Source organism: Micromonospora sp. WMMA1976 (genome assembly GCF_027497335.1).
GTDB classification, from domain to species: Bacteria; Actinomycetota; Actinomycetes; order Mycobacteriales; family Micromonosporaceae; genus Micromonospora; species Micromonospora aurantiaca.
In genome coordinates, this window is record NZ_CP114912.1 from 4368723 (window position 1) to 4394351 (window position 25629).

The 25629-nt window shown below is 74.3% G+C and carries 24 protein-coding genes and 1 pseudogene; 1 reads left to right on the forward strand and 24 read right to left on the reverse strand.

What is annotated here, in order from left to right; genetic code table 11:
• Positions 1 to 12: 12 nt before the first annotated feature.
• From hisB to hisD, 3 genes are read right to left on the reverse strand one after another with little or no spacing between them, the layout of a single operon-like run.
• Complete coding sequence (hisB, locus tag O7546_RS19925; protein ID WP_013287582.1) at positions 13 to 624, reverse strand: imidazoleglycerol-phosphate dehydratase HisB; 612 nt, start codon at positions 622 to 624, stop codon at positions 13 to 15.
• Positions 621 to 1694 (reverse strand): histidinol-phosphate transaminase, encoded by a 1074-nt coding sequence (locus tag O7546_RS19930; protein WP_194801232.1) that lies wholly within the window; start codon positions 1692 to 1694, stop codon positions 621 to 623. Before O7546_RS19930 ends, hisB begins: the two co-directional genes overlap by 4 nt.
• Positions 1691 to 3016 carry a histidinol dehydrogenase gene (gene hisD, locus O7546_RS19935; protein WP_194801231.1) on the reverse strand — a complete coding sequence of 442 codons (1326 nt, stop codon included), beginning with the start codon at positions 3014 to 3016 and terminating at the stop codon, positions 1691 to 1693. Before hisD ends, O7546_RS19930 begins: the two co-directional genes overlap by 4 nt.
• A gap of 108 nt (positions 3017 to 3124) precedes the next feature.
• Here hisD and O7546_RS19940 point away from each other — a divergent pair, with 108 nt between their 5' ends.
• Positions 3125 to 3829 (forward strand): LON peptidase substrate-binding domain-containing protein, encoded by a 705-nt coding sequence (locus tag O7546_RS19940; protein WP_194801230.1) that lies wholly within the window; start codon positions 3125 to 3127, stop codon positions 3827 to 3829.
• On the opposite strand, the gene O7546_RS19945 is transcribed toward O7546_RS19940, so the two are convergent.
• The 21 genes and pseudogenes from O7546_RS19945 to O7546_RS20045 all read right to left on the reverse strand — a co-directional run bounded on the left by O7546_RS19945 (position 3795) and on the right by O7546_RS20045 (position 25595).
• On the reverse strand, positions 3795 to 4634 hold the full coding sequence (locus O7546_RS19945) for a DUF2567 domain-containing protein (RefSeq protein WP_194801229.1): 840 nt from the start codon (positions 4632 to 4634) through the stop codon (positions 3795 to 3797). The two genes, O7546_RS19940 and O7546_RS19945, sit on opposite strands and share 35 nt — an antisense overlap.
• A 48-nt stretch (positions 4635 to 4682) precedes the next feature.
• Positions 4683 to 6212: an ATPase gene (locus O7546_RS19950; protein WP_281599933.1), complete on the reverse strand. Its 1530-nt coding sequence runs from the start codon at positions 6210 to 6212 to the stop codon at positions 4683 to 4685.
• 140 nt (positions 6213 to 6352) lie between these two features.
• Entirely contained in the window at positions 6353 to 7201 is an 849-nt protein-coding gene (locus O7546_RS19955) for a hypothetical protein (RefSeq protein WP_194801227.1), read from the reverse strand.
• A gap of 1 nt (position 7202) precedes the next feature.
• Positions 7203 to 8147, reverse strand: coding sequence for an RluA family pseudouridine synthase (locus tag O7546_RS19960; protein WP_194801226.1), 945 nt, complete (start codon positions 8145 to 8147; stop codon positions 7203 to 7205).
• The gene (lspA, locus tag O7546_RS19965; RefSeq protein WP_194801225.1) at positions 8144 to 8746 is read right to left on the reverse strand and encodes a signal peptidase II; all 603 of its coding nucleotides are present in this window, start codon (positions 8744 to 8746) and stop codon (positions 8144 to 8146) included. The genes O7546_RS19960 and lspA overlap by 4 nt, the downstream gene beginning before the upstream one ends.
• Positions 8747 to 8814: 68 nt before the next feature.
• Positions 8815 to 9234, reverse strand: coding sequence for a TraR/DksA C4-type zinc finger protein (locus O7546_RS19970; RefSeq protein ID WP_018785248.1), 420 nt, complete (start codon positions 9232 to 9234; stop codon positions 8815 to 8817).
• A 224-nt stretch (positions 9235 to 9458) separates the two neighbouring features.
• Entirely contained in the window at positions 9459 to 10964 is a 1506-nt protein-coding gene (locus O7546_RS19975) for a potassium/proton antiporter (protein ID WP_194801224.1), read from the reverse strand.
• Positions 10965 to 10986: 22 nt separating this feature from the next.
• The gene (locus tag O7546_RS19980) at positions 10987 to 11295 is read right to left on the reverse strand and encodes a DUF167 domain-containing protein (protein WP_120568830.1); all 309 of its coding nucleotides are present in this window, start codon (positions 11293 to 11295) and stop codon (positions 10987 to 10989) included.
• Positions 11296 to 11297: 2 nt separating this feature from the next.
• A pseudogene (locus tag O7546_RS30770) lies at positions 11298 to 11498 on the reverse strand (hypothetical protein); the annotation flags it as partial.
• Between the two features lie 720 nt (positions 11499 to 12218).
• Positions 12219 to 13025 carry a DivIVA domain-containing protein gene (locus O7546_RS19990; RefSeq protein WP_194801221.1) on the reverse strand — a complete coding sequence of 269 codons (807 nt, stop codon included), beginning with the start codon at positions 13023 to 13025 and terminating at the stop codon, positions 12219 to 12221.
• Between the two features lie 41 nt (positions 13026 to 13066).
• Entirely contained in the window at positions 13067 to 13372 is a 306-nt protein-coding gene (locus O7546_RS19995) for a YggT family protein (protein WP_013287596.1), read from the reverse strand.
• A gap of 28 nt (positions 13373 to 13400) precedes the next feature.
• On the reverse strand, positions 13401 to 14102 hold the full coding sequence (gene sepF, locus O7546_RS20000; RefSeq protein WP_194801220.1) for a cell division protein SepF: 702 nt from the start codon (positions 14100 to 14102) through the stop codon (positions 13401 to 13403).
• Between the two features lie 193 nt (positions 14103 to 14295).
• Positions 14296 to 15042: a YggS family pyridoxal phosphate-dependent enzyme gene (locus tag O7546_RS20005; RefSeq protein WP_194801219.1), complete on the reverse strand. Its 747-nt coding sequence runs from the start codon at positions 15040 to 15042 to the stop codon at positions 14296 to 14298.
• Positions 15043 to 15051: 9 nt separating this feature from the next.
• Entirely contained in the window at positions 15052 to 16167 is a 1116-nt protein-coding gene (gene ftsZ, locus O7546_RS20010) for a cell division protein FtsZ (protein WP_030500246.1), read from the reverse strand.
• 246 nt (positions 16168 to 16413) lie between these two features.
• Positions 16414 to 17232: an FtsQ-type POTRA domain-containing protein gene (locus tag O7546_RS20015; RefSeq protein WP_194801218.1), complete on the reverse strand. Its 819-nt coding sequence runs from the start codon at positions 17230 to 17232 to the stop codon at positions 16414 to 16416.
• On the reverse strand, positions 17229 to 18710 hold the full coding sequence (murC, locus tag O7546_RS20020) for a UDP-N-acetylmuramate--L-alanine ligase (RefSeq protein WP_194801217.1): 1482 nt from the start codon (positions 18708 to 18710) through the stop codon (positions 17229 to 17231). Before murC ends, O7546_RS20015 begins: the two co-directional genes overlap by 4 nt.
• A gap of 31 nt (positions 18711 to 18741) precedes the next feature.
• Entirely contained in the window at positions 18742 to 19848 is a 1107-nt protein-coding gene (gene murG / locus O7546_RS20025) for an undecaprenyldiphospho-muramoylpentapeptide beta-N-acetylglucosaminyltransferase (RefSeq protein WP_120568825.1), read from the reverse strand.
• Positions 19848 to 21263: a putative peptidoglycan glycosyltransferase FtsW gene (locus tag O7546_RS20030; RefSeq protein ID WP_194801304.1), complete on the reverse strand. Its 1416-nt coding sequence runs from the start codon at positions 21261 to 21263 to the stop codon at positions 19848 to 19850. Before O7546_RS20030 ends, murG begins: the two co-directional genes overlap by 1 nt.
• Before the next feature lie 239 nt (positions 21264 to 21502).
• A complete protein-coding gene (gene mraY / locus O7546_RS20035; RefSeq protein WP_091420798.1) occupies positions 21503 to 22630 on the reverse strand; it encodes a phospho-N-acetylmuramoyl-pentapeptide-transferase in 1128 nt (375 codons plus the stop codon).
• A complete protein-coding gene (gene murF / locus O7546_RS20040; protein ID WP_269697354.1) occupies positions 22627 to 24036 on the reverse strand; it encodes a UDP-N-acetylmuramoyl-tripeptide--D-alanyl-D-alanine ligase in 1410 nt (469 codons plus the stop codon). The genes mraY and murF overlap by 4 nt, the downstream gene beginning before the upstream one ends.
• Positions 24033 to 25595: a UDP-N-acetylmuramoyl-L-alanyl-D-glutamate--2,6-diaminopimelate ligase gene (locus O7546_RS20045; RefSeq protein WP_281599934.1), complete on the reverse strand. Its 1563-nt coding sequence runs from the start codon at positions 25593 to 25595 to the stop codon at positions 24033 to 24035. The genes murF and O7546_RS20045 overlap by 4 nt, the downstream gene beginning before the upstream one ends.
• Positions 25596 to 25629: the final 34 nt, after the last annotated feature.

A 25629-nucleotide genomic window follows, 5' to 3' on the forward strand; every position in this document is an offset into this window, starting at 1 on the left:
TCCTCGCGCTCATCAGAGAGCGCCCTTCGTGGACGGCACCACGCCCGCGTTACGCGGGTCGATCGCGGTGGCCTCGCGCAGCGCGCGGGAGACGGCCTTGAACTGCGCCTCGACCACGTGGTGGGCGTCCGGGTGGCCGCCGGGCCGGGCCGCGCGCAGCACGTCCACGTGCAGCGTGATCCGGGCCGACTGACCGAACGACTCCCAGATGTGCCGGGTCATGCTCGTCGGGTAGACCGGCCCGATGTACGGGGCCAGCGCCGGCTCGTCGTGTACCACGTACGGGCGGCCGGACAGGTCGACGGCGGCGCGGACCAGCACCTCGTCCATCGGGACGGTGGCCGAGCCGTACCGCCGGATGCCGGCCTTGTCGCCCAGCGCCCGGTCGAACGCGGCGCCCAGCGCGAGCGCGGTGTCCTCCATCGTGTGGTGCGCGTCGATCTCCAGGTCGCCGACGGTGTGCACGGTCAGGTCGAAGCCGCCGTGCCGGGCGATCTGGTTGAGCATGTGGTCGTAGAAGCCGACGCCGGTCTCGATGTCGGCCTTGCCGGTGCCGTCGAGGTCGATCTCGACGAGCACCTTCGTCTCGTTTGTGACCCGCTCGATCCGGGCGATCCGGCTCATGAAACTGTCTCCATCGCGGTGAGGAAGGCGTCGGTCTCGGTCGGGGTTCCGGCGGTGACGCGCAGCCAGCCGGGCAGGCCGACGTCGCGCACCAGCACGCCGGCATCGAGCAGGGTACGCCAGGCCACCGCCTGGTCCCCCTCGACGGCGAACAGCACGAAGTTGGCGTCGCTGTCAGCCACGCGGTGGCCCCGGGCGCGCAGCTCGGCGACGATCCGGTCCCGCTGCTCCATGATCGCGGTCACGGTGCCGAGCAGGGCGTCGCGGTGCGCCAGCGCCGCGCGGGCGGCGGCCTGGGTGAGCGCGGACAGGTGGTACGGCAGCCGGACCAACTGCACCGCGTCCACCACCGCCGGGTCGGCGGCCAGGTAGCCGAGCCGGCCGCCGGCGAACCCGAACGCCTTGCTCATGGTGCGGGTCACCACCAGCCGCGGGTGGCCGGGCAGCACGGCGAGCGCACTCACCGTGCCGGGCCGGGCGAACTCGGCGTACGCCTCGTCGACGATCACCATGCCGGGCGCCTCGTCCAGCACGGCGGCGACCACCGCCGGGTCGAGCGCGGTGCCGGTCGGGTTGTTCGGCGAGCAGAGGAACACCACGTCCGGCCGGTGCTCGCGGACCTGGGCCACCGCCTCGCCGGCGGTGAGACCGAAGTCCGCGCCGCGCCGGGCGGGCACCCACCGGGTGCCGGTGCCGAGCGCCAGCAGCGGGTGCATCGAGTACGCCGGGGTGAAGCCGAGCGCGGTACGCCCGGGACCGGCGAACGCCTGGAGCAGCTGCTGCTGGATCTCGTTGGAGCCGTTCGCCGCCCACACGTGGTCGGCGGTGAGCCCGTGTCCCAGGTACGCGGCGAGGTCGGCGCGCAGCGCCACCGCGTCCCGGTCCGGGTAGCGGTTGAGGTCGCGCAGCTCGGCGGCGACCGCCTTGCCGATCGCCTCCACCACCGGCTCGGGCACCGGGTAGGAGTTCTCGTTGGTGTTCAGCCGCACCGGCACGTCGAGCTGCGGCGCCCCGTACGGCGTCCGCCCGCGCAGGTCGTCGCGGATCGGCAGGTCGTCGAGCGTGGTCACGACGCGCCGCCCTCGCCGAACCGGACGCTGACCGCCTGGCCGTGTGCGGGCAGGTCCTCCACGGTCGCCAGCGTGACCACGTGCGGCGCCACCTCGCGCAGCGCGTCCTGCGTGTATTCGACCAGGTGCACGCCGCGCAGGAACGACTGCACGGACAGCCCGGAGGAGTGCCGCGCGCAGCCGCCGGTGGGCAGCACGTGGTTGGAGCCCGCGCAGTAGTCGCCGAGCGACACCGGCGACCAGGCGCCCACGAACACCGCACCGGCGTTGCGCACCCGCAGCGCCCACTCCCGGGCGTTCTCGGTCTGGATCTCCAGGTGCTCGGCCGCGTACGCGTCGACCACCCGCAGACCCGCCTCCAGGTCGTCGACCAGGACCACGCCGCTCTGCTCGCCGCGCAGCGCGGTGCCGATCCGCTCGGCGTGCTTGGCCGCCGGCGCCTGCCGGGCCAGCTCCGCGTCGACCGCGTCGGCCAGCGCGGTGGACGGGGTGACCAGCACGCTCGCCGCGAGGGGGTCGTGCTCGGCCTGGCTGATCAGGTCGGCGGCCACGTGCGCCGGGTCGGCGGTGTCGTCGGCCAGGATCGCGATCTCGGTCGGGCCGGCCTCGGCATCGATGCCGACCACGCCGCGCAGCAGCCGCTTCGCGGCGGTGACCCAGATGTTGCCCGGGCCGGTGATCATGTCGACCGGCTCGCAGCGCTCGTCGCCGGCCGGGTCGACGCCCGCGCCGTACGCGAGCATGGCGACCGCCTGGGCGCCGCCGACCGCGTACACCTCGTCCACGCCGAGCAGCGCGCAGGCCGCCAGGACCCGGCGGTCCGGCAGGCCGTCGTTGTCCTTCTGCGGCGGGCTCACCACCACCAGGGAGCGCACCCCGGCCGCCTGGGCCGGGACCACGTTCATCACCACCGTCGACGGGTACATGGCCAGGCCGCCGGGGACGTACAGACCGACCCGGTCGACCGGCACCCACCGCTCGGTCACCGTGCCACCCGGCACCACGGTCGTGGTGTGGTCGGTACGCCGCTGGTCGGCGTGGACCTTGCGGGCCCGGGTGATCGACTCCAGCAGCGCGGCGCGGACCTGCGGGTCCAGCTCGTCCTCGGCGGCGCGGATCGTCTCGACCGGCACCCGCAGCCGCTCCGGCGAGACGCCGTCGAACCGTTCGCTCGCCTCCCGGATCGCCGGGTACCCATGGTCCCGGACCGCCTCCACGAGCGGGCGGATCCGCTCGACCGCCACGGAGACGTCGAGCTGGGCACGGGGCAGCAGGCGGCGCGGGTCACGGTTCCCGCCGCGCAGGTCGATCCGATTCAGCACGCCTGCGAGTCTAGGCCGCCGCCGGTGTCGCCGGCCGGGCCCGCCCGCACGCCGGGACGGTGAGCCGGGACACGCGCGGGCGGGCGGGTTGGCGATACGCTCGATCACGTGAGCGCACGGCTGCCGGTGTTCCCGCTCGGGACCGTCCTCTTCCCCGGGCTGGTCCTTCCGCTGCACATCTTCGAGGAGCGCTACAAGGCGCTGGTGCGCCACCTCGTGGGGCTGCCCGAGGGCGTGCCGCGCGAGTTCGGCGTGGTGGCGATCCAGGCCGGCTGGGAGGTCGCGCCGGCCGGGCCGCCGGGTCGTTCCGGGCCGGCCGGCGGCGACGTCACGCTGCACGAGGTCGGCTGCACCGCCGAGCTGCGGCAGGTCACCGAGCTGGCCGACGGCGGCTTCGACATCGTCACGGTCGGGCGGCGGCGGTTCCGGGTCGCCGAGGTGGACGCCTCCGCCACGCCGTACCTGACCGCCGAGGTGGAGTGGCTGCCGGAGCCGGACGGCCCGGACGAGGTCTCCGACCTGCTGGCGGCCCGGGTGATCTCGGTGTTCCGGCAATATCTCGGCCTGATCCGGCCGGACCAGCAGGAGATCACCGAGCAGCTGCCGGAGGATCCGACGGTCCTGTCGCACCTGGTCGCCGCGACCGCCGCGCTGACCGTCGCCGACCGGCAGCGGCTGCTCGCCGCCGACGACACGGCCGGGCGGCTACGCGCCGAGCTGCGCCTGCTCAACCGGGAGACGGCGTTGCTGCGGCAGGTGCGCGCGGTGCCGGTGCCGCTCAGCGAGCTGGCTGGTCCCCCGGCGCCGAACTGAACCCGGGCGGGGGCGGCGGCCAGGCCGCGTCGGGCTCCGGCTCCGGCCGCAGTGACGGCCACCGCGACCAGCCCGCCAGCAGCGTGTACGTGACGGCGGCGCCGAACGCGGCGAGCAGCAGGTTCCCGTGCGGCACCGGCAGCGGGCCGTACCAGTCGACGCCGCCGGCGCGCAGGTCGACGGGCTTGGTGAAGGCGGTGCCCGGCGGCGCGGTGTCCACCAGCCGCTGGAACGTCGACAGCCCGATCCGGCGGCCGACCTGCCAGGCCACCACCGCCGCGCCGAGACCGCCGAGCGTCACCGCGAGCAGGCCGGCCGGGCCGCGCCGACGCCGCAGCAGCACCCACAGGGCGATCGCGGCGAGCACGCCGAAGCCGAGCGTCAGGAGGCTGAACCAGCCGTCCGCGGCGATCGGCTGCTCCGGCTGCGTGGTCGCGTAGACCGTGCCGGCGGGGGTCTGCCGGACCGGGGTGGCGGGCGCCGCCCACGCCCACAGCAGGCCCAGTGGCGCGCCGAGCGCGGTGAGCAGCGCGATCACGCCGAGCGCGGTGAGCAGCGGGCGGCGGGACCGGTCGACGCCGGCGCCGGGCAGTTCCGCCACCACGCCCGGGTATCCGGCGAGCGGGTCGGCGCCGGGCGCGGTGACCGGCGTGCCGGTGGGTACCGGCAGGCCGCCGGGCCAGCCGGGCGGCTGAGCGTGCTCGGGCCACACGTCGCCGCCGGGCCGCGGGGCCTCGCCGGTACGCGCGTCGGTGCCGTCGGTGCGCTCGCGCGCCCGCTCGGGCTCAGGGGTGTCCGGACTCACCCGTTGATCCTCTCAGGCCCGGGCACGGCGCGGGGCGGTGGTCGCCGCTCAGCGCGCGAACGGTTCCAGCATCACCGCTGCCGCCTTGAGCCAGGCGTTGCGGGTCTCGGCCTGGAGCTGGTGGTACTCGATCGAGGAGCCGGTCTCCAGCGCCGGGTCGTAGGGCACCACGGCGACCGCCCGGGTCCGGGTGGCGAAGTGCCGTTCCAGGTCGTCCTGCAACGAGGTACGCCCCGGCGTCGGGCAGGAGATCAGCGTGACCGCGTTGTCGGCCAGCTCGCCCATGCCCACCTCGTGCAGCAGGTCGAGCATCCAGTCCGCGCTGAACGCCGCGTCCTCGCGCGGCACGGTGGTCACCACGAGCTGGTCGGCGGCCTGCATGACGGTGCGCCAGTTCGGGCTCTCCACGTTGTTGCCGGTGTCCACGCAGACCACCTCGTGGGTGCGGCGCAGCAGCTCCAGCACCCGCTTGACGGTGAACTGGTCGAGCCGCTGCGCGAAGCGCGGGCTCTCCTCGCCGGCCAGTACGTCGTACGAGCCGTCGGAGGCGTGCCGCAGGTAGTCGTCGAGGTGCGACAGCAGCGTGTTGCCCTCGAGGATCTCGATCTGCGCCAGGTCGTGGATCAGGTGCCGGATGGTACGGGCGTGCCGGGCGCTGCCGGCCCGCAGACCGAGCGTGCCGCGCAGCTCGTTGTCGTCCCAGGCGAGCACGCCGCGTCCGCGCACGCTGCCCACCGTCGCGGCGGCGAGCACCGTCGCCGTGGTCTTGTGCACCCCGCCCTTGGGGTTGGCGAAGGCGAGCACCCGCGGGGTGCCCAGCTCGCGCCGCAGCACGCTGGTCGCCCGTTCCAGTTCCGGGTCCGGCTCCGGGGCGCGCCACTGCACCTGGGCCGCGTCGACCCGGCCGGAGCGGCCGTCCAGCGGGCGGCGGGGCGCGGGCACCACCGGCTCCGGGGCGGGCGGCGTGTCCGGCCGGTAGCGGCCCCGGTCGAGCAGCGCGTAGCGGGACTCGGGCGGGGGCGGCGCGGGCCGATAGCCGCCGTCCAGAAGGGAGTACCGGGACTCGGCCGGCGCATCGGCCCGGCCGCGCGGCTCCGGACGGGCCGGGTCGGGCCGCCAGGACGGCTCCGGGCGCGGCTCGGCGGTGAGGGGCTGCTCGGGCGCGAACGACGGGTCGGCGCGCCAGGACGGGTCGGGCGGGTAGGGCTGCCCGGCGCGCCAGGACGGCTCCGGATCGCTGCGGTAGGCCGGTTCGGCCCGGTACGCGGGCTCGCCGTCGTGCCGGGGATCGGCGCGGAAGGCCGGGTCGACCCGGAACGTGGCCTCGGCCCGGTAGCCGGGCTCGGCGCCGTACGACCCGTCGGGGGCGCGGCCGACGGCGGTGGCGCGCCCGGTCCACCCGGCGCCCGCGCCACGACGGGGCAGCGGGTCGGGCGGCGGCGCCGGTTGCTCCTCGACGTGCCGGTCGGCGTCGGCGTGCTCCGCGCCGCGACCGCCGAGCCGGGCCCGGTCGAGCAGCGCCCGCCACCGCGGTGCCGGCTCGCCCTGCCGACCCCAGCCGGTCTCGCTGCCGTCCAAGGATTCGCCCTCCCCCAGCCCATCGATCTCCGCCTGACAGGCTACGAACGAAACCCTATTCGGACCACTCCCCGCGCCGCACATCGCCCGGTGGTCCGCCGCACCGTGGGATCGGCCGGGTCGCCGCGTACCCCGATGTCTCAGGAGGTGGGAGCGGGATTGGGCGTCCCGGAGCCGGCGGCGGGCGCGGGGGCGGTGGGTGAAGGTCCGCTCACCGTCCGTGCGGCTTCCGACGAATCGCCCATTCCGCCTGCCTCGGCCGGTCCGGTGTCGGACGGCGGCCGGACCACGTCGCGCTGCTCGGGCAGCGGCGGGGTGAACACGGTCCGGTCCAGGCGGCGCACCTCCGGCGCCGGGTCCACCACCCGGACGCCCGGACGCCCGGCGAGCGCGCGCAGGGCGTCCGGCGCGGCGCTCACGACCGCGGCGTAGACGCAGGCGCAGCCGGTCCGGTACGCCTCGGCCTCGCGGGCGGCGACCTCCGCGCCGCTGTCGTACACCCGGCGCAGTTCCGGATCCGCGGTGGTCGCGGCGGCGCGCGAGCGGTAGTCAACGGCCTCCCGGTCCTTGCGCGTCGCGACGCCGGCCATCCCGGCCACCACGTCCTGCGGCAGGCGCAGCGCCGCGATCCGGACGATCTCGGTCTGCCGGCCGGGCAGCGGCACCCGCGCCACCACCGCCGAGACCCGCGTGCCGTCCAGCGCGGCGGCCGCCCGCGCCGGGGTCAGGTAGCCGTCGAACGAGACGAGCGCGTAGCCGTCGGGAGCGTCGAGGCCGGCCAGTTCGTCCCCGGCGGCGCGCAGGTACGCCGGGATGCTCGCGCCGTCGGTCACGCCGACCCGGGTCACCTCGCCCACGGTGCGGTCGCTCACCGGCCGGTCCCGCCGCTGCGCCACCGCGACCATCAGCACCACGAGCGCGCAGGCCAGCGCGACCCAGGTCAGCGCGGCGGACCGGGACCGGCGCGGCGGCGCGGGATCGTCGCTCACGTCAGTCGCGCAGGATCTCCAGCGCCCGGGCCAGGTCGTCCGGGTACTCGCTGACGAACGTCACCTCGTCGCCGGTGCCCGGATGCGCGAAGCTCAGCGAGCGGGCGTGCAGCCACTGCCGGGACAGCCCCAGCCGGGCCGACAGCGTCGGGTCCGCGCCGTAGGTCAGGTCGCCCACACAGGGGTGCCGCATGCTGGAGAAGTGCACCCGGATCTGGTGCGTACGCCCGGTCTCCAGCCGCACGTCGAGCAGGCTGGCGGCGGGGAACGCCTCGAGCGTGTCGTAGTGGGTGATGCTCGGCTTGCCGCCGGAGACCACCGCCCAGCGGTAGTCGTGGTGCGGGTGCCTGTCGATCGGCGCGTCGATGGTGCCGCGCAGCGGGTCCGGGTGGCCCTGCACCACGGCGTGGTAGCGCTTCTCCACCTCGCGGTACTTGAACGCCCGCTTCAGCGCGGTGTAGGCGCGCTCACTCTTGGCCACCGCCATGATCCCGGTGGTGCCGACGTCGAGCCGGTGCACCACGCCCTGCCGCTCGGCGGCGCCGCTGGTGGAGATCCGGTGGCCGATGCCGGCCAGGCCGCCGATCACAGTCGGGCCGGTCCAGCCCGGGCTCGGGTGCGCCGCCACCCCGACCGGCTTGTCCACCACCACGATGTCGTCGTCGGCGTACACCACGGTCAGGCCGGGTACGGCCTGCGGCACCACGACGGGCGGCGCGGCCGGCGCGGGCAGCGTGACCTCCAGCCACGAGCCCGCCTTGACCTTGTGCGAGTTGGGCCGGGCCACGCCGTCGACGAGCGCGTCCCCGGCGTCGATCAGGCCGGCGGCGGCGGTGCGGGAGAGCCCGAACAGGCGGGACACGGCCTGGTCCAGGCGCATACCGTCGAGACCGTCGGGCACGGGCAGGGAACGGGTGTCGCCGCCGGCGGCGAAGGCGGAGGTCATGCGCTCTCCCGCTGCTCGGCCGGGGCGGTGTCGTCGCGCTTCTCGTCGCGCAGCCGGGAGCCGTCTCGCTGCCGGCCGGTCAGCTCCAGGAAGACCGCGAGCACCACGCCGCACACCAGCGAGCTGTCGGCCAGGTTGAACACCGGCCAGACCTGGCCGTACGGGTCGAACAGGCTGATCATGTCGACCACGTGGCCGACGAAATGGCCGGGCGCGCGGAAGATCCGGTCGATCAGGTTGCCCAGCGCGCCGCCCAGCACCAGGCCCAGCGACACCGCCCACGGCAGCGAGCGCAGCCGCAGCGCCATCCAGGTGATCCACCCGATCACCACGAACGTGATGATCGGGAAGACCCAGGTGTGGTCCGAGCCGATGCTCCAGGCCGCGCCGCTGTTGCGGGTGAGGCTGAAGTAGACGGTGCCGCCGAGCAGCGACACCGGCTCCCGGCCGGTCAGCTCGGCGAGCGCGAGCTGCTTCGTGCCGAGATCCGCCAGCAGCGAGAACAGGGACACGCCGAGCAGCAGGCCGACGGCCTTACGGCGAGGCGCGCCGGCGCCCGACTCGGTGGTGCCGGCCCCGGCGGGCGGTGCTGCGGTCATCTGCTCCCCATCGACGCTCGCGAGACGGTGCGGTCACCGTCTGCCGTACGGCCGCCGGGGAGCGGTGATCAGCGCCGCTCCTCCAGCTGCTTGCACGTCACGCAGAGGGTGGCCGACGGGAACGCGGCGAGCCGCTCCACCGGGATCGGGTTGCCGCACCGCTCGCACCAGCCGTAGCCACCCTCGTCGAGGCGCTCCAGCGCGCGCTCGACCTGCGTGATCCGTTCCTTGATGCTGTTGGCGAGAGAGATCTCCTGCTCCCGCTCGAACGTCTTGGTCCCGGTGTCGGCCTGGTCGTCCCCGGCCGAGTCGGTCAGCCGGTCGCGCTGCAGCTCGGTGATCTCGCTCAGCGTCTGATCGTACTCGGCGTTCAGCTCGTCCCGCCGTGCCGCCAGGGCGGCCCGGATCTTCTCGGTCTCCGCCGCGCTGCGGGTGGCCTTCGCCACCGGCTTGCGACCGGCGGTCCTGGTGTCGGCTGGCTTCGCCATCGTCAGCTCCCTCAGCCGCGCGGAGCGGCGGTCAGCGGTGCGTGGGCGGGACGCCGTCGTCGGCGTCGTCCGCGTACGGAAGGGTGCACGGCGAGCGGGCCCGCCGTGCACTCCGGAGGTTGGCAAGAATACGGAACGTACAGGCGTCCGACAACGTGCCGCACCGTCGTCCCACGTATCCGCCCCGGACTGCCATCAATCGGGGCAAAAGGAACGGTAGCAGATCAGCGGGCCCTCTCCTCGCCGTACTCCCCGAACCACCTCGCCAACCGCCCCCGGCGACTCACCGCCCGCAGCCGCCGCTCGGTCTCGTCCCGTACTCCGGCGGTGGCGACGATGAGCAGGCTGTCCCCGACCTTGAGCCGGGTGTCAGCGCCCGGCACGAAGCCGACCCCGTCACGCAGCACCAGCGTCACCGCGGCGCCGACCGGCAGCCGCAGCTCGTCCACGTGCACCCCGGCCAGCCGCGACCCGGCCGGCACCTCCAGCTGGAGCAGGTCGGCGCGCATCCGTTCCAGCGGGGCCGTCTCCAGCAGGATCTCGCTCGCCTCGGCCGGCGCGGTCACACCCAGCCGCCGGGCCGCCGGCGCCAGCGTCCCGGCCTGGAGCAACGTGAAGATCACCACCAGGACGAAGACGGCGTCGAACAGGCGGTCCGCCCCCGGCACGTGCAGCGACAGCGGGATGGTCGCCAGCACGACCGGCACCGCGCCGCGCAGCCCGGCCCAGGACAGGAACACCTGCTCGCGCAGGTTCACCCGGAACGGCAGCGCGGAGACCGCCACCGACAGCGGCCGGGCTAGCAGCAGCAGCGCCAGCCCGGTGATCACGGCCGGCAGCACCGCCGAGTCCAGCCGGCTCGGCGAGACCAGCAGCCCGAGCAGCACGAACAGGCCGATCTGGGCCAGCCAGGCCAGCCCGTCGGCGAACCCGAGGATCGCCTGGCGGTGCGGCAGCCGGGAGTTGCCGAGCAGCACGCCCGCGACGTACACGGCGAGGAAGCCCGAGGCGTGCATCACCGAGCCGGCCGCGTACGCCAGCACGGTGAAGCCGACCACCGCGATCGGGTACAGGCCGGCCGACGGCAGCGCGGCCCGGCGCAGCGCGTACCGGCCGGCCAGGCCCGCGCCGACCCCGACCGCCGCGCCGGCGCTCAGCTCGTAGCCGAGCAGCAGCACCTCGTACCACCAGGGGTGGGCGGCCTCGACCCCGGCGCGGGACAGCAGCAGCACCAGCAGCACGACCGGGGCGTCGTTCACCCCGGACTCGGCCTCCAGCGCGGCCACCAGCCGGGGCGGCAGGCGCAGCCGGCGCAGCGTGGCGAACACGGCCGCCGCGTCGGTGGAGGAGAGCACCGCGCCGTAGAGCAGCGACAGCCGCCAGTCCAGGCCGAGCAGCAGGTGCACCACCACGCCGACGACCACGATGCTGACCACGACACCGACCGTGGACAGCGCCGCGGCCAGGCCGAGCACCGGCCGCAACGTGGTCCACCGCGCGGTCAGGCCGCCCTCCGCGATGATCACGATGAGCGCGCAGAACCCCAGCACCCGGGTCAGCTCGACGTCGTCGAACCGGATGCCCAGGCCGGCCTCGCCGAGCAGCACGCCGAGAGCCAGGTAGACCAGCAGGCTCGGTACGCCGAGCCGGGTGGAGAACCGCACCGCGCCCACCGCGACCAGCAGCACGGCGGCGCCCACGAGCAGCGCGACGTCGAGCCCGTGGGTCATCGCCGTCCGGCCCGACCGGACCTCACGCCGTGCTGCCGTCGCGCAGCCGGCGCAGCACCTCGGGCAGCCCGTCGTGCGGGCGCTCGACCAGGAACAGCTTGTCCCGGCTGGCCGCGCCGGAGCGCAGCGACACGGTCGCCGGCCGGACGCCGAGCGCGTCGGCGAGCGCGCGCCGGGCCGCCTCGGTGGCGCGGCCGTCCACCGCCGGCGCGTGCACCGCGACGACGAGCGCGGGACCGTACGGCCCGTCGAACCGCCCGCCCACCCGGGCGCGGGCCGCCCCGGGCTTCACCCGCACCGCGACGGTGAGTGTGTCGTCCGCGATCGTCATGGTCAGCGCGGCCGGCCCTCGGCGAGCAGGGTGGTGGCGGCCTCGCAGTGCGCGCACGGGGTGAAGCCCAGCGCGACCGCCTCGGCGACCGGCAGCGGTTCGTCCTCCCGGCCCACCAGGTGCGAGCAGCCGGGCAGGTGGAAGCGGGGATGACCGTCGACCACCAGCACGTCGCCCGGTAGCCGGACCAGCCGGGCGACGTCGCCGGTGGAGAGGTACTCGGCGGGCGGGTCGCCGTCGAACGCCTCGCCCGGCGCGGGCGAGGTGGGCCGGGCGGTCTCCGCCACGCGCGGGCCGGGCGGCGAGTAGGGCGTGGCGTCCGCGACGACCGGGTCCGCGTACGCCGGATCCGTGTCCAGCGGTGCCGCGTACGGCCCGGCGGGCTCGGCATCGAACGCGTGTGTGTACGACCCGGCTTCGGCGTCGGACGCCGGCGTGTACGGCCCGGCCTCGTACGGCCCGGCGGCGGGCGCGTACGGCCCGGCGTCGGAGGGCTCGGCCGGCGGCGAGTACGCGGCCGGCGGCGGGGCGTCGTCCGGCTCGGTCACCGGCGATCCGGGCGGTTGCCGCCACCCGGATCCGCCGGCGCCGACCGTGGACGTGTGGTGCGGGACCGGGCTCACCGGCTCGTCCGGGGACGGGACGGTGTGCGTGGTCCGTGGTCGCGGTCCGGTCTCCCGGCCGGCCGTGGCCCGTGCCGCGGCAGCCTGGCGGGCGAACGCGACGAAGGCGACGGCGGACAACAGGCTGGCCGCGATCGAGACGATGAGCAGGAGGCTGGACCCGCCGGCGAGACCGGCGATCAGCAGCACGACCGCGACGAGGATGAGCAGGATGCTGGCGGCTACCACGGCTCACCCCCGGCCGCGTCGTGTCGGTCTGGGCGGTCGGTGGCCGTCACGGGGACGGCCACCGACGCGGGATCAGCGGCCGGACTCGAGCGAGCCCGCGCGGCCACCGCCGTAGGAGCCGGCGAGGCCGGCCGCGGCGAGACCGTTGCTGCCGGTGGCACGGTTGCCCTCGGAGCGGTTCATCTCCACCTCGAGACCCTGGCCGCGACCGTCGAGGTCACGCAGCTGGCTCTCCAGGTACGCCTTGAGGCGGGTGCGGTACTCGCGCTCGAACTGCTTGAGCTCCTCGATGTGCTTCTGCAGCGCGGTGCGCTTGGCGTCCAGGCCGCCCATGGCCTCCTGGTGCCGCTGGCGGGCGTCCCGCTCCAGGGCGTCGGCCTTGGCACGCGCCTCCCGGGTGACCTCCTCGGCCTTCGAACGGGCCTCGGAGAGCAGCTGGTCGGCCTCGCGACGGGCGTCGGAGACGTGGTCGTCGGCGGTGCGCTGGGCCATCATGAGCACCCGCAGCGCCTGCTGCTCGCCGTCACCGGTCACGCCGCCGGCCGGGCCGCCCTGCGTGCGGACCTGCTCCAGCTCGGCCTGCATCGCGCGGGCCGCCTGCTCGGCGGCCGCCTTGTCGCGCTGCACCCGGTCGAGCTGGGCCTTGACGTCGTTGAGCTCCGCCGCGAGGCGGGCGTCACCGCCGGGGCCGGCGGGAGCGCCACCCCGACCGCCGCGCTCCACCTGGGCGCGCAGCTCGTTGTTCTCCTCGATCAGACGGGCCAGCTCGCGCTCGACCTCGTCCAGGAAGGCGTCGACCTCCTCCTCGTCATACCCCCGCTTGCCGATCGGCGGCTTTTTGAAGGCGACGTTGTGGACGTCGGCCGGGGTCAGCGGCATCGAAACTCCTCGGGTCAGTTGCGGCCGCGAAAGCGCTCTGGTCAGGCAAACGCGAAGATCAGGCGCCTAAACACGAACTCCATCAGCACGAACAGGATAACCAGGAGCACAAGGGAGGCCAGGTCGATGCTCACGGTACCAATTCGCAGTGGTGGGATCACACGCCTCAACGCTCGCAGGGGCGGATCAGTGACGCTCCACACGACTTCCAGTCCCGCCGACGCTCCCCGTCCCGGTTGCCAGCGGCGACCATAGGCCAGCACCGCCCCGAGAACAAATCGCGCCAATAGGACAATCAGGAAGATGTACAGCAGCAGGTAGAGCACCTGGAACAGGATCGACAACACGGCAGGCGACGTCCCTCGGTCGTGCGGCTCAGCTCAGGCTGAAGAAGCCGCCCTCAGCGATCTTGGCCTTGTCCTCCGCGGTGACCTGGACGTTGGCCGGTGAGAGCAGGAACACCCGGTTGGTCACGCGCTCGATCGTACCGCGCAGACCGAACGCGAGCCCGGCGGCGAAGTCGACGAGCCGGCGGGCGTCCGCCTCGTCCATCTCGGTGAGGTTGATGATCACCGGTACGCCGTCGCGGAAGTGCTCGCCGATGGTCCGCGCCTCGCGGTACGTGGTCGGGTGCAGCGTGGTGATCTGGTAGCGCTGCTCGTCCTCCGGCGCCACACGCTCCCGCTCGCGCGGCTGGGCCTGCGGCGCGAGCGCGAGATTGTCCCGGGTGTGGTAGCTCAGGGCACCAGAGGTGTCACCGCCGGAGGACCGGGTGATCGACCGCACGCTGGACCGCTCGGCCCGCTCCGGGCGCTCGGTCTCAGCCCGGTCGACGTCGGCGGCGCGGCTGGAGGCGCGCTCGGACAGCCGGCCCCGCTCGCCGAGCCGGCTACGCGTCGTCGGCGGCTCCTCGGCCTCGTCGTCGTCCTCGTCGGCGAACTCCTCGGCGTACCGGCTCGACCGGTAGCGCGACGAGTCCCGGTAGCCACCCTTGTCGTAGCCACCGTCCTCGTACGCCCGCTCGTCGTCCTCCTCGACGAGACCGAGCCAGACCCCCGCCTTGCGCAGTGCACCCATCCCCGCGCCCTTCCGTCCGCCGTGCGGCACGCGCCCCCGTGCCGTGTCGCTTGATCACGAGTGGACGATCATGCCCACCGGACCGGATCGGCAATCCCCTGACGTGCGGTTCGCGGTCCGCCCGTCACGGCCCCCGGCTACGGGAACGCCGTCCTGAACAACACTGATGTAATTTGCTTCCGTCGTGGTGAGGCTACCGCAGCGCAGGGCGCATTCCGAGCAACGCGCTGCCGACACGGACATGTGTCGCGCCGTGACCGATCGCGCTCTCCAGGTCGCCGCTCATCCCCGCCGACAGCACCGTCGCGCCCGGATGGTCGGCCCGCAGCGCCTCCGCCACCTCGGCCAGCCGGGCGAACGCCCGGTCCGGCTCCCAGCCCAGCGGTGCCACCGCCATCAGGCCCGCCAGCCGCAGCCCGGTGGCCCCGGCCACCGCCGCGGCCACCGGGTCGAGCCCGCGCTGCGGATCGGCCACGCCCGGCAGCGCGCCGCCCCGGGCCGGGTCGCCGTCGATGCTCACCTGCACCAGCACGTCCAGCGGCCGGTCCCGGACCGCCCCGGCGGCGGCGTCCAGCGCGGCGGCCAGCCGGACGCTGTCCACCGACTGGACCACGTCGGCGTACCGGACCACCGAGCGGGCCTTGTTGCGCTGCAACTGGCCGATGAAGTGCCAGCGCGGTGCGGCCCCGGTCTCTGCCACGGCCTCCGCCTTCGGCGCCGCCTCCTGGTCGCGGTTCTCCCCGACGTCGGTCACGCCGAGCCCGGCCAGCGCGACCACGTCCGCCGCCGGGTACGTCTTGGTCACCGCGACCAGGGTGACCTCGTCGCGCGGCCGCCCGGCCGCCGCACAGGCGTCGGCGATGCGGGCCCGGACCCGGGCCAGTCCGGCCGCGAGCTCGGCGCGCCGCTCGGGCCGCACCGCCGTCTGTGACTCCGTCATCGGCGCGGCTCAGGACCCGTTCTTGAGGAAGTCGGGCACGTCGACGTCGTCGAACAGCACCCGGCGCGACGGCTGCTGCGGCGCCGGCATGGTGGCCGGCGGGCTCACCGGAGCGTTCGGCTGGGCCGGCGGGTTCTGGTTGCTCTTGCGCGGCGGCTCGACCGCCTTGTACGCCGGCGCGCCCCCGTCGAAGCCCGCCGCGATCACCGTCACACGCACCTCGTCGCCGAGCGCGTCGTCGATGACCGCGCCGAAGATGATGTTCGCGTCCGGGTGCGCCGCGTCGGTGACCAGTTGCGCCGCGTCGTTGATCTCGAACAGGCCGAGATCCGACCCGCCGGCGATGGAGAGCAGCACGCCGCGCGCGCCGTCCATGCTCTGCTCCAGCAGCGGGCTGGAGATGGCCGCCTCGGCCGCCTCGACGGCGCGGTTCTCGCCCCGGGCGCTCCCGATGCCCATGAGCGCGCTGCCGGCGCCGCTCATCACGCTCTTCACGTCGGCGAAGTCCAGGTTGATCAGACCCGGCGTGGTGATCAGGTCGGTGATGCCCTGGACACCGGAGAGGAGCACCTGGTCGGCGGTGCGGAACGCGTCCATCATGGAGATGTTGCGGTCGCCGAGCGCGAGCAGGCGGTCGTTCGGGATCACGATGAGCGTGTCGCACTGGTTGCGCAGCTCCTCGATGCCCGCCTCGGCCTGGACCTGCCGGCGCTTGCCCTCGAACGAGAACGGCCGGGTGACCACACCGATGGTGAGCGCGCCGAGCTTGCGGGCGATGTTCGCCACGACCGGCGCGCCGCCGGTGCCGGTGCCGCCGCCCTCGCCGCAGGTCACGAACACCATGTCGGCGCCCTTGAGGACCTCTTCGATCTCGTCGCGGTGGTCCTCGGCGGCGTTCTTGCCGACGTCCGGGTTGGCGCCCGCGCCGAGCCCCCGGGTCAGCTCCCGGCCCACGTCGAGCTTGACGTCGGCGTCGCTCATCAGCAACGCCTGCGCGTCGGTGTTGATCGCGATGAACTCGACGCCCTTGAGCCCAACCTCGATCATCCGGTTGACGGCGTTGACGCCGCCGCCCCCGATGCCGACGACCTTGATGACCGCCAGGTAGTTGTGCGGAGGTGTCATCTCCGGTCCTTTCCCTTCGAGATTGGCATGGGCCGACCCCACACGGCTTGGCCGGATCAGCGGCCGGACACTCCCCCGGTGGCTCCGACGGCTGAACCCTCACCCTCTACTAGAGGCTTAGAGTTATGTCAACCACTGATCTCTTCGGGGCAACGTATGCGCCGCCGCGCCAGGAGCCAAGGACCTGTTCCGGCGTGTCGCCGACCGAGCGACAGGGGACACATCGCCCGCTCGCTGAGCCGCGGGTCACTCGAACGTGACCACGTCCGGCGCGCTGACGTCGATCCGGTCCGCCTTGCGGCTCAGCAGAGCGGTCGCCACCGTCGACTTGTCGGTGCCACGGGAGGCGTCGCCCCAGAACACCTGACGCTCGCCGCGCAGCAGCAGCGTGATCCGGGCCAGCCCGGCCACATCCACCGCGACCAGCTCCGCGCGCAGCTTCTCCCCCAGCGCGGCGAGCACCGCCAGCCCGGCCCGCGTACCCGGGTCGTCCGGGCCGGGCCGGGCCACCCGGACCTGCGGCAACCCGTCCGGCGCCCGGTCCAGGCGCTGGAACACCACGCCCGAACCGTCGACGACCACGAAGCCCTCGCCCTGCGGCACCGCCGCCACCGGGGTGCGCTCCCGCACTCGGATCACCAGCGTGCCCGGCCACTCCCGTTCCACAGTGGCGTCCGCCACCGGCGGCAGCGTGCCGACCTTGCGGGCGGTCGCGTCCAGGTCCACCCGGGCCAGCGGCGCGTTGTCCGGCACCGCCGCGGCGTCGCGGATCTGCACCGGGGTGACCAGCCGCGCGCCGACCACCCGCACCTCACGGACGCCGAACAGGCCGGTGCCCAGCACCGTCCACGCCACCAGGCCCACCACGGCGAGCACCGCCGCCGCGACCGCCCACGGCAGCGCCGCGCGCATCCGCCGCTGCCGGGCCCGGGCCATGAACCGGCGGGTCGACGGCGGCACCGCGTCCGCGTTCGCCCGCACGAGCTGCCAGCGCCGGGCCGGGCTGCGCCGCCCGCCGCCACCGTCCGGTCCAGGGGTACGGCCGCGGGCCGGACCGGGACTCATCCGGCCCGGGTCGCCGCGCCGTCCGGGTCGACGCCGGCGCCGAGCCCCGTGCCCCCGGCGGAGCGGGCGAGCAGGGCGTCGAGCAACTGGTCACCCATCAGCGAGATCGGCGGCGCGCCCATGGTCACCACCACGTCGCCCGTCCGCGCCCGCCGGGCCACCTCGGCCGGCACGTCGTCCCACGACTCGACGAACACCTTGCGTTCGGCCGGCAGCGACACCTCCTGGATCAGTGCGGCCGAGCCCTCGCCGGGGCGGCGCGTCTCGCCGGGGCCGAAGACCTCCAGCAGCACCACCTCATCGGCGATGCCGAGCGCGGCGGCGATCTCCGCCTGGTTGTCCCGGGTGCGGTAGAGCCGGTACGGCTGGAACACCACGATCAGCCGGCCGTCGCCGGCGACCTCGCGCAGCGTCTGCAACGCCAGCGTCATCGAGGTCGGGTGGTAGGCGTACTCGTCGTAGACCAGCACGCCGTCAGCCACGCCCTTGCGCTCGAAGCGCCGCCGCACGCCGGGGAACGCGCCGAGCGCAGCCTCCGCCGCGGCCACCGGCAGTTCCAACAGGTACGCGGCGAGCACCGCGGCGGCGCTGTTGAGCGCCATGTGCCGGCCCGGTACGGGCAGCCGGATCTCGCCCAGCGGCCGGCCCTCGACCTCGGCCTGGTAGCGCACCCCGTGCGCGGACGAGACGACCTCGCTCATCCGCAGGTCGGCGTCGGCGGACTCGCCGTACGTCCAGACCCGGCGGCCCTCGGCCCGCAGCGTCTCGGCCAGCCGGCGCCCGCCCGCGTCGTCGGCGCAGGTGATCACGAAGCCGGCCGGGTCGGTGAGCCGGGCGAACTCGGCGAACGCCGCCTCCAGGGTGGCCAGGTCACCGTAGGTGTTGAGGTGGTCCGCCTCGATGTTCGTGATGATCGACACGAACGGGCGGTAGATGAGGAAGGAGCGGTCGCTCTCGTCCGCCTCGACCACGAAGTGCTCGCCGGTGCCGTGGTGCGCGCCGGAACCCACCTCGGAGATCTCGCCGCCGATCACGAACGACGGGTCGGTACCGGCCTGCTGGAGCACCATGGTGACCATCGACGTGGTGGACGTCTTGCCGTGGGTGCCGGCCACCGCCACCGTGCGGCGGCCGGTCATCGCCGCGGCGAGCGCCTCGGAGCGGTGCAGCACCCGCAGCCCGCGCCGGCGCGCCTCGACCATCTCCAGGTGGTCCTGCGGGATCGCCGAGGAGTAGACCACCGTGTCCACCCCGTCGAGGTTGGACGCCTCGTGCGTGGAGTGGATCGTGCCGCCCAGCGCCCGCAGACCGGCCAGCGACGGCCACTCCCGCAGCTCGCTGCCGGAGACCGGCAGGCCCCGGGTGAGGAACAGCCGGGCCAGCCCGGCCATCCCGACCCCGCCCACCCCGATCAGGTGGATCCGGCCCAGGTCCTCCGCCGTCATGGTGCCGGCGGGCGTGAACTGCGCGGTGTTCATCAGACGTACCTTCCCGTCGCGGTGTCCCTCATCAGCGGGAGACCGCCTCGTAGACGAAGTTCAGCAACGCCACGTCGCCGTCGCGGCGGCCGTAGCCGGCTGCGGCGTGGCTCATCGCGTACAGCCGCTGCGGGTCCCGGATCAGCGGGATCACCGTCCGCTCCACCCAGGCCGGGGTCATCTCGGCGTCGTCGACGAGCAGGCCACCGCCCGCCTCCACCACCGGCAGCGCGTTGCGCTTCTGCTCCTGGTTGCTGTGCGGGTAGGGCACGTAGACGGTGGGCAGGCCGATCGCGGCCACCTCGGCGCAGGTCATCGCGCCGCCCCGGGCAAGCATCAGGTCGGCCGCGGCGTAGCCCAGCTCCATCTCGGACAGGTACGGCAGCGTGACGTACGGCACCGGCAGGTCGGTCGGCACGGAGACCGGCTCGTTACGGGCGCCGATGACGTGCAACACCTGCACACCGTTGCGGGCCAGCTCCTTCGCCGCGCCGGAGACGGCCAGGTTGATCGAGCGGGCACCCTGCGAACCACCGGCGACGAACAGCACCGGCAGGTCGGGGCGGAGTCCGAAGTGGGCGCGCGCGGCGTCCCGCAGCGCGGCCCGGTCCAGCCCGGCGATGCCCCGGCGCAGCGGCACACCGACCACCCGGGCGTCGCGCAGCGCCTCGGCCTGGGCCGGCTGGTGCGGGAAGCCCACCGCGACGTTCTTGGTGAACTTCATCCCGAGCCGGTTCGCCACGCCCGGCGGCACGTTCACCTCGTGGATGACGATGGGCAGCTCCCGCCGCCACGCGGCCAGGTAACCGGGCACCGAGACGTACCCGCCGAAGCCGACCACGGCGTCGGCCTGGACCTCGTCGATCACCTTGCCCGCCGCGCGCGCCGCCTTCCACATCCGGTCCGGGGTACGCACCAGGCTCATGTTCACCGACCGGGGCAGCTGGTAGGCCGGGATCTGCCGCAGGTCGTAGCCGGCCGGCGGGATCAGCTCGTTCTCCAGCCCCTTGGGTGTGCCCAGACAGGTGATCCGGACGCTCGGGTCGTGTCGGCGCAGGCAGTCGGCGAAGGCGAGCAGCGGGTAGATGTGCCCGCCCGTACCCCCTCCGCAGAGCACCACCGAACGCAGCGGACCCATCAGCGTCTCCTCTCGCTCGCCGCGCCGGCGCGCGCCCGGTCGGACCGGGCGCCGCGGGGCGCGGCCTGGTCGTCCTGCCGCCGCTGACGGGACCGGGGCACGGACCCTCGGTCGGCCGGGGGCGGCGCCGGTCGGCGGCGCCGGCCGGGAAGCGGCGGCAACGGGGCCCACACTAGTCGGACCCATCGGGCGGGCGGACGGGCGTGCAGCGCTCGCGCCGCATCCGGCTCGGCGCGGGCGAACGAGGCGAGCATGCCGATCGCGGCGAGCGTCACCACCAGGGCGCTGCCGCCGTCGGAGATGAACGGCAGCGGTACGCCGGTCAGCGGCAGCAGTCCGGTCACGCCACCGATGTTGATGACGGCCTGGCCGACCAGCCAGGCGGTCACGCCGGCGGCGGCGAGCCGGCGGAACGGGTCCTCGACCCGGCGGGCGATCCGCATCCCGGTGTACGCGAGCACGGCGAACAGCGTCAGGACCACTGTGCAGCCGACCACGCCCAGTTCCTCGGCGACGATGGCGAAGATGAAGTCGTTGTGCGCCTCGGGCAGGTAGTTCCACTTCAGCGAGCTCTGCCCGAGGCCGACGCCGAACCAGCCGCCGTTGCCGATCGCGTAGCGGGCCTGCACGAGCTGGTAGCAGTAGTCGAGCTGCTGCTCGAAGCAGGTCTTCGGGTCCGGCGGGTCGAGCCACATGGTGAGGCGGCCCAGCCGGTAGTTGTCGGCGTCCCGGGAGCCGGAGCCGGCGCCGAGCGAGGCGGCGGCCACCAGCAGGCCGACGCCGGCCAGGCCGATCGTGGACAGCGCGGCGAAGACGCGGGCCCGTACGCCCGCCGCCCAGAGCATCCCGACCACCAGCGCCAGCAGGCAGAGCATGCTGCCCAGGTCGTTGTAGCCGACGAGCACGAACAGCAGGCCCACCACCGGGAACAGCGGCGTGGCCAGTTCCTTCCACCAGCCCAGCGCGGCGCCCTTGCGGGCCAGCACGTGCGCCGCCCACAGCACCAGCGCGAACTTCGCCACCTCGACCGGTTGCAGCGAGATCGGGCCGAGGGAGAGCCACAGCAGTTCGGCCTTCAGCGGCCCGATCGAGGTCACCCCGAACAGCGAGTTCAGCGCGACGAGCAGGTTGAGCGTGAGCAGCAGCGCCACCGCAACGCCGAGCGCCGGGCGGCTGACCGCCCGGAACGTGCGCGCGGGCAGCCGCTGGCAGGCCCAGAACGCGCCGATGCCGATCACCGCGAACACGGCCTGCTTGGTCAGGGACGCGGACGCGTCGCCGCCCTCGGCGAAGTCCTTCACGCTCGTGGCGGAGAAGACCATGGTGAGGCCGATCAGCAGCAGCAGGCCGGCGCTGGACAGCAGCAGGTAGTACGAGGCCAGCGGCCGGGCCAGCAGGCCGCGCAGCGCGGCCAGGCCACCGGCCGGATCCCAGCGTGCGGCCGGCGGTTCGGCCGGTGGCGTGGCCGCCGGGGCACGGCGGGCCGGCGGGTCGCTGGTCACCTGGATGTCTCGTCCCTCCCCCACAGGCCCATCATGGCCGGTCGACCCGCCCGCCCGTGGCGCAACCGCCCGGTCGGCGTGTCGGATCTGAAGCAAGGGCCCCTTATCAACAGACGTCTGTTGATGAGGGGCCCTTCCTTACACCCGAGCCGTCAGCTGACCGCGGCAAGGAACTCGCTGTAGAACAGGCCCAGCGCGATGGCCACCCCGATACCGGCGATGATCCAGAACCGGACCACGATGTTGACCTCGCTCCAGCCGGCCAGCTCGAAGTGGTGCTGCAACGGCGACATCCGGAACACACGCTTGCCGGTGGTACGGAAGGAGATGATCTGGATGACCACGGACATCGTGATGATCACGAAGAGGCCGCCCAGGATCGGCAGCAGCAGGATGGTGCGGGTGGACATCGCCATGCCGGCGATCAGGCCGCCCAGTCCGAGCGCGCCGGTGTCGCCCATGAAGATCCGCGCCGGGGACGTGTTCCACCACAGGAAGCCCACGCAGGCGCCGGCCGCCGCGCCGGCGATCAGCGCGATCTCCAGCGGGTCGCGCACGGCGTAGCAGTACGACTCGGTGTAGTTCGGGTCGGCGCACCAGTGCCGGTACTGCCAGAACGCGATCAGCGCGTACGCCGCCAGCACCATCACCGAGGCGCCGGTGGCCAGGCCGTCCAGGCCGTCGGTGAGGTTGACGCCGTTGGTGGCCGCCATGACCACCATGATGATGACGATCACCGCGCCGATCTTGCCGATCTCCAGCGCCGGGATGTCCCGGATGAAGCTCAGCGTGGTGCTGCCCACGGTCTCGGTGTTCGTCGCGTTGCCGCCGGCGTCGGTCATGCTCGACGGGAAGTAGACGGCCACCGCGCCGAAGACCGCGCCGACCAGGATCTGCCCGGCCAGCTTGCCCCGCTTGTTGAGACCGCCGCTGTGCCGCTTGCGCACCTTCAGGAAGTCGTCGATGAAGCCGACCGCGCCGGAGAACACCATCAGCCCCAGCAGCACCAGCGCCGTAATGGTCGGCTCGACCTGCGCGATCTGCGCGTCCGGCAGCGTGGTCAGGGCCAGGTGCCCGGCGACGTACGCGATGACGGTGGCCAGGATGAAGACCACGCCGCCCATCGTCGGCGTGCCCTTCTTTCCCTCGTTGCTGGCGAGCCCGAGGTTCGATCGGATCGGCTGGCCGGCCTTCAGCCGGGCGAACACCTTGATCGCGATCGGCGTGCAGAACAGCGAGATCAGGAACGCGACCCCGATGGCGACGATGACCGCCCTCATGCGGCGCCGCCCTCCGTCGCACCCTCCCGGGCGTCCGCGCGCAGCGCGTCGGCCACCTCCCAGGTCCGGTACCGGGAGCCCTTCACCAGCACCACGTCTCCCGGACGCAGCTCGCTCCGCAGCACCTCGACGGCCGCCGCCTGATCGGTGAGCAGCACCGACTCTCCTCCCCAATTGCCTACCGCTGTCGCGCCCTCGTGGATCGGCGCCGCCGGCTCGCCCACCACGAGCAGCCGGTCCACTCCCAGTTCGGCCGCGAGCCGGCCGACCTGCTGATGGCCCTCCCGTTCAAAGTCACCCAGCTCGGCCATGTAGCCGAGCACCGCGACGGTACGCCCGTCGCCGCGCATGCTGGCCAACGCCCGCAGCGCCACGCCGGTGGAGGCCGGGTTGGCGTTGTACGAGTCGTCGATCACGGTCACCCCGTCGGGGCGTTCGAAGACGTCCATCCGCCGGGTCGAGACCAGGCCCAGCTCGTTCAGCGCCGCCGCCAGCTCGGGCAGCGGCAGGCCCAGCTCCCGGCCGACCGCCGCGGCGGCGAGCGAGTTGGAGACCTGGTGCCGGCCGGTCAGCCCGAGCCGTACCGGCGCGCTGCCCTCCGGGGTGACAAGGGTGTACGAGGGCCGTCCCCGGCCGTCGAGCGTCACGTCCACGGCGCGCACATCGGCCCGCTCCGACTCGCCGTAGCGCACCACCCGGGCCCGGGTACGCGACGCCATCGCGTCGACCCGCGGGTCGTCGGCGTTGAGCACCGCCAGCCCGTCCTCCGGCAGCGCCTCGACCAGCTCCCCCTTGGCGAGCGCGATGGTCTCCACCGAGCCGAACTCGCCCAGGTGCGCCACGCCGACGTTGAGCACCACGGAGATCCGCGGCGGCACCACGTCGCACAGGTAGCGGACGTGCCCGACCCCGCGGGCGCCCTTCTCCATCACCAGGTAGCGGGTCTCCGGCGTGGCCTGCAGCGCGGTGTACGGGTGCCCCAGCTCGTTGTTGAACGAGCCGGGCGGCGCCACGGTCGGGCCGAGCCGGACCGCGAGCTGGGCGATCAGGTCCTTGGTGGTGGTCTTGCCGGACGAGCCGGTCAGCCCGATCACCGTCAGCCCGGGCAGCCGGTCCACCACCGCGCGGGCCAGCCGGCCCATCGCGTCGAGCGCGTCGCCGACGAGCACCATCGGCACGCCCGGCAGCTCCCGGGTGCCGAGCACCGCCACCGCGCCGGCCGAGACCGCGCCGGCCGCGTAGTCGTGGCCGTCGACGTGCTCGCCGGGGAAGGCGACGAACAGCCCGCCCCGGTTCACCTTGCGGGAGTCGAACTCGACGGTGCCGGTGACCCGGGCGTCCGGGTCGGCGCCGACGAGCCGGCCGTCGACGGCGGTGGCCACCTCGGCCAGCGTCAGCGGGATCACCGCTGCCCCACCAGGTCACCGAAGCGGGCGCGCAGCGCCGCCGCCAGCTCCACCCGGTCGTCGAACGGCAGCACCTCGCCGCCGATCTCCTGGCCGCGTTCCTGGCCCTTACCAAGCACCGCCACCACGTCACCCGGTTCGGCCACCCGGACCGCCTCCTCGATCGCCGCCCGCCGCCCGGGCACCTCGATGACGCGGGCCGGGGTCGCGGCGGCGTACGCGCCGGCCAGCACCTCGGCCCGGATCGCGGCCGGGTCCTCGGTCCGCGGGTTGTCGTCGGTCACCAGCACCACGTCGGCGCCGCGCGCGGCCACGCCGCCCATCACCGGCCGCTTGCCCCGGTCCCGGTCGCCGCCCGCGCCGAGCACGCAGATCAGCCGGCCCTCGGTCAGGCCGCGCAGCGCGGTGAGCACCGCCTCGATCGCGTTGGCCTTGTGCGCGTAGTCGACCACCCCGCGTACCGGGGCGTCGCCGCTGACCAGTTCCAGCCGGCCGGGCACGCCGCCGCAGGCGGCCACGCCGCGCGCCGCGGTCTCCGGGTCCACCCCGGCGGCGACCAGCAGGGCGACCGCGAGCAGCGCGTTCGCCACGTTGTGCCGGCCGGGCAGCGCCACGCCGGTGGGCAGCGTCAGCCCGTCCGGGCCGTGCAGGGTGAACCGCTGGGCGTACCCCTCGCCGTCGATGCCCTCGGCCCACCAGGTCGCGTCCGGGTCACCGGCCGCCGAGTAGGTGACGGTGCCGGGCTTGTCCAGCGTGCGCAGCGCCGGGTCGTCGTGGTTGAGCACCTCGACCCGGCAGCGGCCGTCGAACAGCTTGGCCTTGGCCGCGAAGTAGTCCGCCTCGTCGGCGTGGAAGTCCAGGTGGTCGGAGCCGAAGTTGGTGTAGCCGCCGACGTCGAACCGGACGCCGCCGACCCGGCCCATCGCCAGCGCGTGGCTGGACACCTCCATCACCACCGTGTCCACCCCCTGCTCGCGGGCCACGGCGAGCATGGCGTGCAGGTCGGTGGCCTCCGGGGTGGTCCGGACGCTGTCGATCACCAGGTCGCCGAGGCGGGTCTCCACGGTGCCGATCAGCCCGGTGACGTGCCCGGCGGCGCGCAGCCCGGACTCGACCAGGTAGCTGGTGGAGGTCTTGCCGGCGGTGCCGGTCACCCCGATCACGGTCAGGCCGGCGGTCGGGTCGCCGTAGACGATCGCGGCCACCTCGCCGAGCGCGTCGCGCGGGTCGTCGACGACGAGCACGGGCAGGTCGGTGCCGGCGGCGAGCGCCGCGCCGGCCGGGTCAGTCAGCAGGGCCACCGCGCCCGCCTCCGCCGCCGCGGCGGCGAACTCCGCGCCGTGGCGGCGGGCACCGGGCAGGGCGGCGTACAGGTCGCCGGGGCGTACCTCCTGGCTGGCGTGGGTCACGCCGGTGACGGCCGATTCGTCGGCCTCCTCCGGCAGAGTCGCCGCCACGCGGGCGGCGAGGTCGCCGAGCCGTACGGGACGCACGGTTGTGGGACGTGGATTGCCGGGCACGGCGTCAGACCCTACCCGGTCGTCCGGTTCCGACCGCACAGCCGCCCCGGTGGTTCGTCGCCACTCACCGATG